The sequence below is a fragment of the Streptosporangium sp. NPDC023615 genome (assembly GCF_040640155.1).
In the GTDB taxonomy this organism is placed as follows: Bacteria; Actinomycetota; Actinomycetes; order Streptosporangiales; family Streptosporangiaceae; genus Streptosporangium.
Window position 1 is genome coordinate 68,227 of the sequence record NZ_JBFABE010000038.1, and the last position, 7,154, is coordinate 75,380.

A 7,154-nucleotide genomic window follows, 5' to 3' on the forward strand; every position below is an offset into this window, starting at 1 on the left:
CATTCGCTAAACGATAACCAATCGCTTTCAAATAACGAGAAAGCATCGGACGGAACCGTCTCAGACTTTTTCCCGTCAATTCCTGCCCGATGCCACATTGCATCAGTAATGTTCCGATCGTTTTCCCGGCCAGGAGAGGTCCCGTCTCCGGGCCGAGAGCGAAAGGAGTCCCATGAACCCCCGAGCACGGCGCCTCGCGATCCCCCTCACCGGCGCTCTCACGATCGCCGGAGTGATCGGCGCCACCACCACCGGCGCCGACGCCGGCGCCGCCCCCAAGGACGTGGTCAGTTCCCAGGCCTCGGAGACGGCCGCGCAGGCCACCTCCTTCTGGTCGCCCGAACGGATGCGCAGGGCCACGGACGCCACCGGCGACCTCGACCTGAGCGTCAGGGGCGGCAAGGCCTCCGGCGCGGCGGGCCCCGACGGCCCCCGCGGGTCGGTCCCGCCGATCGGCGCCGAGGGCACCAGGTCCGCCAAGAGCAAGCACGTCAACCTGCCCAACACCGTCGGCCGCGTCTTCTTCACCCTGCCGGGCGCCAACCCGTCGGACCCGAAGAGCTGGAAGTACTGCTCCGGCAGCTCGGTGCAGGGCAAGTACCGCAACATGGTGGCCACCACCGCGCACTGCGTGTACGACGTGAAGACCAACAGGTTCTACGACAACTGGATCTTCATCCCGTCCTACTGGGACGGCGACCAGGCGTGGGACGGCAAGAACCCCTACGGCATCTACGCGGCCAAGTGGTTCAACGCGCACGACGACTTCGTCGTGAAGGAGGACTACGACTACGACTACGCCTTCGTCAACGTCCACTCCGGGTTCAAGGTGAACTGGGAGAAGGACACGGGCGGCACGTGGAAGCCGGTCGTCAAGAACGTCGGACGGCTCGGCGACAACGTCGGCGGCCAGGGCTTCGCCTGGAACCAGAAGGTGAAGAAGCCCGTCTTCTCCTTCGGCTACCCGGCGGGCCCGCACCCCGACGGCGACAAGCCCTACTCCGGCCGCACGATGAAGTGGTGCTACGGCAAGACCGCCGCCATGCCGGCCGCGCCCAAGTACAACGTCCAGGAGCACGTCGGCTTCAAGTGCGCCTTCACCGCGGGCGCGAGCGGCGGCCCGATGATCTACAAGTACAAGAGCTCCAGCCGGACCGGCTACCTGGTCGGCGTCAACAGCGTCGCCTGGGACACCGACAAGAACGACCGGTACGACAAGGTCTCGTCGCCGTACTTCAACGGCGACACCTACAAGGTCTACAAGGCCGCGGCCAACCGCTGGACCAAGTGACCCGCGTGAGCGCACGATCCGTGTGACCGGTGCGACCGGCCGGCCGCAGGGCCATTCGGCCGGCCGGGACGACGGCGGGGCCCCGATCCTCTCGGACCGGGGCCCCCACGGCCCGTCCGCCCGCCGGAACGTTCCGGCGGGCGGGCAGGCGGGCGTCAGTGGCCGCCCCGCTGGTTCCTGACCAGGAAGACGGAACCGGTGGCGGCCCGCAGCGAGCAGGCGCTGCCGAAGGTCTGCTCGAACCGGATGAAGCGGCCGTTCCAGATCCCCATTGCGGTCACCGTGACCGGGTCGTACTGCATCGTGCAGGCGACCCCGGACAGCGGCCTGATCCTGGCCGGGTCTCCCCGTACCTCGGCCAGCGCCTCGCACGCGCCGACCGCGTCGGGGTGGGTGCTGCCCGGCCGGTCGCACAGGAGCAGCGCGTGCCCCGTGGCGGGCATGGGCTTCTCCCCCTGCGCGACGCTCAGCACGAGCGCCTTGGCGCTGCGCGAGGGCCGGTCGCCGGACGAGGACCGCGACGGTCCGGGCCTCGCCTGGACGGAGTCGCCCGAGTACGGCGGCAGCGGGCTCACCGCCTGTGGACCGTGACGGTCCGGTCCGGGGCTCCAGGACGGCGGGACGGCGGCGGACGCCGGACCCGGAAGCTGGAAGAGCCCGGCGACCGCCAGGCAGAGAAGACGCCGCATGAGATCCCCCGATGACGTGTGACGCGGATGCGGCCTCAGCCTCCCCCGCGTCTCCCGCCGGAGCAATCACCGGTCCCGACGTTTTTGCAGGTCATGCGCTTATGTGACCCGCCACAAACTTTTTGATCACACGAAGACAGATCAGACGAGCCCCGAGCGCTTCCGGTTCCCCCGGTTGGATAACAAAACCATATCGGTCCAAACCGATGTCGGGTTTATAGCTTTTTAAACCATCTTTGCCGAGTACGGTCACCTCTTGTCTCTTTACGCATGCGTGGGTTGCGTCCCGAGTGACCCATGACAAAGAAGGAGCTTCATTGAACTCCCGAGCCAAGCGCCTCGCCCTCCCTCTCGGTGGCGCCCTCGCGGCCGCCTCCATGATCGGCGCCTCCCTCACCACCGCCACCGCCGCCCAGGCGAGCGTGGACCCCGACGTCAAGTCGTCGGCACTCACCCCCTCCGGTAACGCGAAGGCCATCGCGGGCTACTGGACGGCCTCGAAGCTGAAGTCGGCGAAGACGTACCTGTCCGACTCCACCGTCTCGGCCAAGCTGACCAAGACCGGCGCGGCCAAGGCCGCCGCCGACGGCAAGCCCGGCGTCGTCGCCCCGACCGGCGAGGGCGGCAAGACCGCCGGCACGTCGCGGAACGTGAACCTGCCGATCACCGTGGGCAAGGTCTTCTTCGTCGACCACAAGGGCCAGGAGCGCTGGTGCTCCGGCACCTCGATCCAGTCGAAGTTCCGCAACCTGGTCGCCACGGCGGGCCACTGCGTCTACGACACCGACACGAACAAGCCGTTCGGCAACTTCGTGTTCATCCCCGGCTACTACCAGGGCAAGGCCCCCTGGGGCGTGTACGTCGGCGCCAAGGTCAACACCCACGACGACTTCACGGTCTACGAGGACTACGACTACGACTACGCCTTCGTCAACGTCTACAACGGCATCAGGCAGCAGCCCGAGCGGGAGGTCGACTACAAGACCTTCAAGGCGCACGTGGACAAGGGCGGCGTCGGCCGCGAGTCCGCCACCAACGTCGACTTCGCGACCTACGACAAGTGGACCCAGAAGGGTGGCCTGGGCAAGGTCGAGAACGTCTCCACCGAGGACGAGGTCGGCCCGCAGTACAAGGGCGCCCTCGCCGTCGCGGCGGAGACCGACAAGGCGACCTGGGAGAAGGCCGGCGGTGAGGTCTACGGCCTGAAGAACGACAAGGTCACCCTGAAGGACAAGGAACTGCCGCAGGCCCAGTGGCCCAAGGCCGGCTCCAAGCTCGGCACCCGCGTCGAGAACGTCACGAAGACCGAGTACGACGCCTACAAGGGTCCGGGCTACCGCAGGATCGACACCAAGGGCAACTACACCATCACGTACTACTTCGTGGTGAAGTACATCAAGAAGACCGCGTCGGTGAAGTACGTCATCTACCGTCACTACATCTCGACGGTGGCCGACGCCGGGCGCCTCGGCGACAACGTCGGCGGCCAGGGCTTCAGCTGGAACCAGAAGCTGGGCAAGAAGGTCTTCACCTTCGGCTACCCGACCTCCGCGCACCTGGACGGCGACAAGCCCTACTCCGGCCACACCCAGAAGTGGTGCTACGGCAAGACCGCCGCCGCGCCCGTCGTGCCGGCGTACAAGGCCGAGGAGCACCAGGCGATCAAGTGCGCCTTCACCCCGGGCGCCAGCGGCGGCCCCTTCCTGCTGCAGTACAAGAACAGCAAGAGGACCGGCTACCTCAACGGCGTCGTCAGCCTGACGATCGACAGCGACAAGAACGGCCGCTACGACCGCGTCACCACCCCGTACTTCAACGGTGACACGTACGGCATCTACCGCCATGCCGCCAACCTCTGGACCGGGAAGATCCCCTCCTAGGACGACGGTCGCGCGAACGCGAGGAAGGGCCCGGTGCGCACCGGGCCCTTTCCGCACCTTGACGGGGGTCTTATACACCCTGCGGCAGAGTGGACCGATACGGAGTACGACAGGATCGCTCCAACGACCTGCCCATAATCGAGTCGATCTGGAAAAATCAATCCCTGGATCCCCGGCCGGCTCCCCGCGCTCCCCCTGAAAGGAAGCCCCTCATGTCCTCCCGCGTACGGCGGCTCACGGCCACACTCGGCGCGCTGGTCGCCGTCTGTGTGACCATGACGCCGGCCTTCGCCGGGAGCGCCGCGGCCGGTCCGGTCTACGGGGTGCCCAACGGCATCACCACCATCACCCTGACCAAGTCCGCCGCCGACATGAAGCGGATCGCGGAGTACTGGAGCCCGGCCAGGCTCAAACAGGCCGCCGACAACGCGCCGGCGTCGCCCGACATGCCCTCCGGCGGCACCCGTTCCACCGCCTCCCCCTCTCCCGGCGGCACCACCGCGAGCGGCACGGCCGGTACGGCGACCACGGCCGCGACCACCTCCACCGGGCAGCTCTCGGCGACGACCGTGAACGCGCAGAGCCCCCTCGGCGGGCAGAGCACGACGCAGGGGGCGGCACGGAGCGCGACGCCGAGCACGGCCGGGAAGGGCGGCTCCGCCCCGATCGTCAGGCCCACCCCGCCGAAGAAGCGGTCCCCGGCCTCCAACGGCGCCCCCCTGACCGTGGGAAAGGTGTTCTTCCGGATCGGCGACAAGGACTTCTGGTGCTCGGCCTCCTCGGTGGCGGCGGCCAACCGCAACCTCGTCGCGACCGCCGGGCACTGCGCCTACGACCCCAAGACCGGCAGCCCGGCCGAGTACTGGATCTTCGTCCCCGGCCACGACCCGGCCGGGGCCCCGTACGGGATCTACGTCGGTCATTCCCTCAACCTGCACGAGGACTTCGTCGGCAGGGGTGACTACGACTACGACTACGCGTTCGTCACCGTGCACAACGGCTTCCGGTGGAAGGCTGGGAAGACGGCCGGCGCCTACGAGATGGAGAGCGCCGGGAGCCTGGAGGACAACGTCGGCGGACAGGGGCTGACGACCAACCGTGGCGTGGGCCTGCTCGCCCTCGCCTTCGGCTATCCGAGCGCGCCCCATCCCGACGGCAGCCGGCCCTACAACGGCCAGGAGCTCAAGTCGTGTGACGGACGCACCGTCAAGGTGCGGGCCCCCGGCCGCCTTGTCGAGTACGGCATCGCCCTGACGTGCGGTTTCACCAACGGCGCGAGCGGCGGCCCCTGGCTGGTCTTCTACGACAACAAGCGCGGCGTCGGATATCTCAACGGTGTCAACAGCTTCGCCTGGGTCACCAACGGCGACCGCAGGTTCGACCGGATCTCCTCCCCGTACTTCATCGCGTCGACCTACGTGGTCTACCGGTGGGCGGCCACCCAGAAGGCGCCCCGAGCATAAAGGAACCTTAAGAGAGGCTTAAGAGAGACTTATCGCGGGTTTGCCCTGACGTCCCGTGCATAGGTTCGTTGCTTGTCGTCCCGCAGTTCCCGGACTCCCGGGAGCGTTGCAGCGCAAGGAGCCACTCTTTTGAAGCACTCTCTTCTCCCCCTCGGTGGCGCCGCAGCCGTCACCACCCTGCTGGCCACCACCCTGGCCGGCACCGCACAGGCCGCCCCCGACTGGGCGACCGACCCGATGGCCAAGAACAACTCCTCGGCCGTGTCGGTCATCGACTTCTGGGCCGCCTCCAACTTCGCCGCCCTCAAGAAGGCCACGGTGTACAACCCCGACCCGGGCGGCCCGAAGATGAAGGTGGGCGGCGGCTTCTCCCCCGACGGCCGGCCCGGCACCGTCGGCCCGACCGGCTCGCAGAAGCCCACCCCCTCGCTCGCCAAGAACGTCAACCTGCCCAGGACCCTGGGCAAGGTGTTCTTCGTGGTCAACGGCCAGTACCGCTGGTGCTCGGCCACCTCGATCCAGGGCAAGTACCGCAACCTGGTCGCCACCGCCGGTCACTGCGTCTACGACCCGGAGAGCAACGGCGACACCCTCGACAAGTGGGTCTTCGTGCCCGGCTACTACCAGGGCAAGACCCCGTGGGGCATCTACGTCGGCAAGAGCGCGTGGACGCACTACGACTTCGCCAACTACGAGGACTACGACAAGGACTACGCCTTCGTCACGGTCTACAACGGTGTCGCCTTCAACGGCGTCAAGCAGGTCACCAAGAAGGAGTACGCGGGCTTCACCGGACCCAAGTGGTCGCGCGGCTCGCACTACTACATCCTGCTGTCGAAGGACGTCGGCCGGCTGGGCGACAACGTCGGCGGCCAGGGCTTCACCTGGAACCAGAAGACCGGCAAGACCGTCTACGTCTTCGGCTACCCCCAGGCGCCGCACCCCGACGGCGACAAGCCCTACAGCGGCGTGACGCCCAAGTACGTGTACGGCAAGACCTCGGGCAAGGAGTACGTCTCGGCCCCGCACAAGGTCGAGGAGCACGTCGGCCTCAAGGGCGCCTTCACCCCCGGCGCCGACGGCGGCCCCTGGCTGACGCAGTACAGCAGCGCCAAGCGCCTGGGCTACGTCAACGGCGTGACCAGCCTCTTCGGCGACCAGGACCAGAACGACCGCTACGACCTGGTCACCTCGCCGTACTTCGACGGCGAGACCGCCGACATCTACCGCAAGGCCGCCAACGTGTGGTCCGGCAAGATCGTCGGCCCGAACGGCGAGCTCTACAGGTAGTTCGCGACAGCTCCACCGGGGCCCTTGGGGCCCTGTGCGTCATCCCGCGGGACCCGGCCTCCACGGCCGGGTCCCGCACCCGTTTCACCGGCGGGACGAGCCCTGGCCGAACGGGCGGGAGAGCCGGAGCGCGGGTGCGAGGGGTATGGATCGTCGCGTTAGACGCGTCTTCCGGGAAATCGGTGCCATCGATCTGATGTGATCTGCATCACAATGGCCTGGCAACACAGTGCGACCAGACGATTACACCACATTGGTCACTCTCGTCCCAGCACTACTTCCATCTGGGCAAACACGATCGATACAGACCAGTCACCAGATCGATACCACATCCCCCCAAACATCACGGATGGGTAACGGGGGCGGCAGGCAGATCTTTACCCCTCGAAGTGGCTTCCGATGCCCAAGATCCCCACTGTATGTTTCAGGCATTCCCTTTACTGACGCATGGGACGCAAGAAGCGTTCCACATCAGACCAAGGAGTTCCCTTGAAGCGCATCCTCCTCCCCGCCGGTGGCGCCGTTCTGGCCACCGGTCTGC

6 protein-coding genes are annotated in these 7,154 nt (G+C 67.1%); 4 read left to right on the forward strand and 2 right to left on the reverse strand.

From position 1 onward, the window contains the following. Positions 1–172 precede the first annotated feature (172 nt). A complete protein-coding gene (locus AB0G16_RS24355; RefSeq protein ID WP_362809108.1) occupies positions 173–1,291 on the forward strand; it encodes a serine protease in 1,119 nt (372 codons plus the stop codon). 155 nt (positions 1,292–1,446) lie between these two features. Here the strand turns inward: AB0G16_RS24355 and AB0G16_RS24360 are convergent, their stop codons facing one another. Continuing rightward, positions 1,447–1,980, reverse strand: coding sequence for an SSI family serine proteinase inhibitor (locus tag AB0G16_RS24360; RefSeq protein ID WP_362809111.1), 534 nt, complete (start codon positions 1,978–1,980; stop codon positions 1,447–1,449). A 91-nt stretch (positions 1,981–2,071) separates the two neighbouring features. Then, complete coding sequence (locus AB0G16_RS24365; protein ID WP_362809114.1) at positions 2,072–2,233, reverse strand: hypothetical protein; 162 nt, start codon at positions 2,231–2,233, stop codon at positions 2,072–2,074. 64 nt (positions 2,234–2,297) lie between these two features. Here AB0G16_RS24365 and AB0G16_RS24370 point away from each other — a divergent pair, with 64 nt between their 5' ends. The 3 genes from AB0G16_RS24370 (at position 2,298) to AB0G16_RS24380 (ending at position 6,613) form a co-directional block, all read left to right on the forward strand. Beyond that, a complete protein-coding gene (locus AB0G16_RS24370; RefSeq protein WP_362809117.1) occupies positions 2,298–3,860 on the forward strand; it encodes a hypothetical protein in 1,563 nt (520 codons plus the stop codon). A gap of 212 nt (positions 3,861–4,072) precedes the next feature. Next, positions 4,073–5,323 carry a hypothetical protein gene (locus AB0G16_RS24375; protein ID WP_362809120.1) on the forward strand — a complete coding sequence of 417 codons (1,251 nt, stop codon included), beginning with the start codon at positions 4,073–4,075 and terminating at the stop codon, positions 5,321–5,323. Positions 5,324–5,452: 129 nt separating this feature from the next. Continuing rightward, the gene (locus tag AB0G16_RS24380) at positions 5,453–6,613 is read left to right on the forward strand and encodes a hypothetical protein (RefSeq protein WP_362809123.1); all 1,161 of its coding nucleotides are present in this window, start codon (positions 5,453–5,455) and stop codon (positions 6,611–6,613) included. Positions 6,614–7,154: the final 541 nt, after the last annotated feature.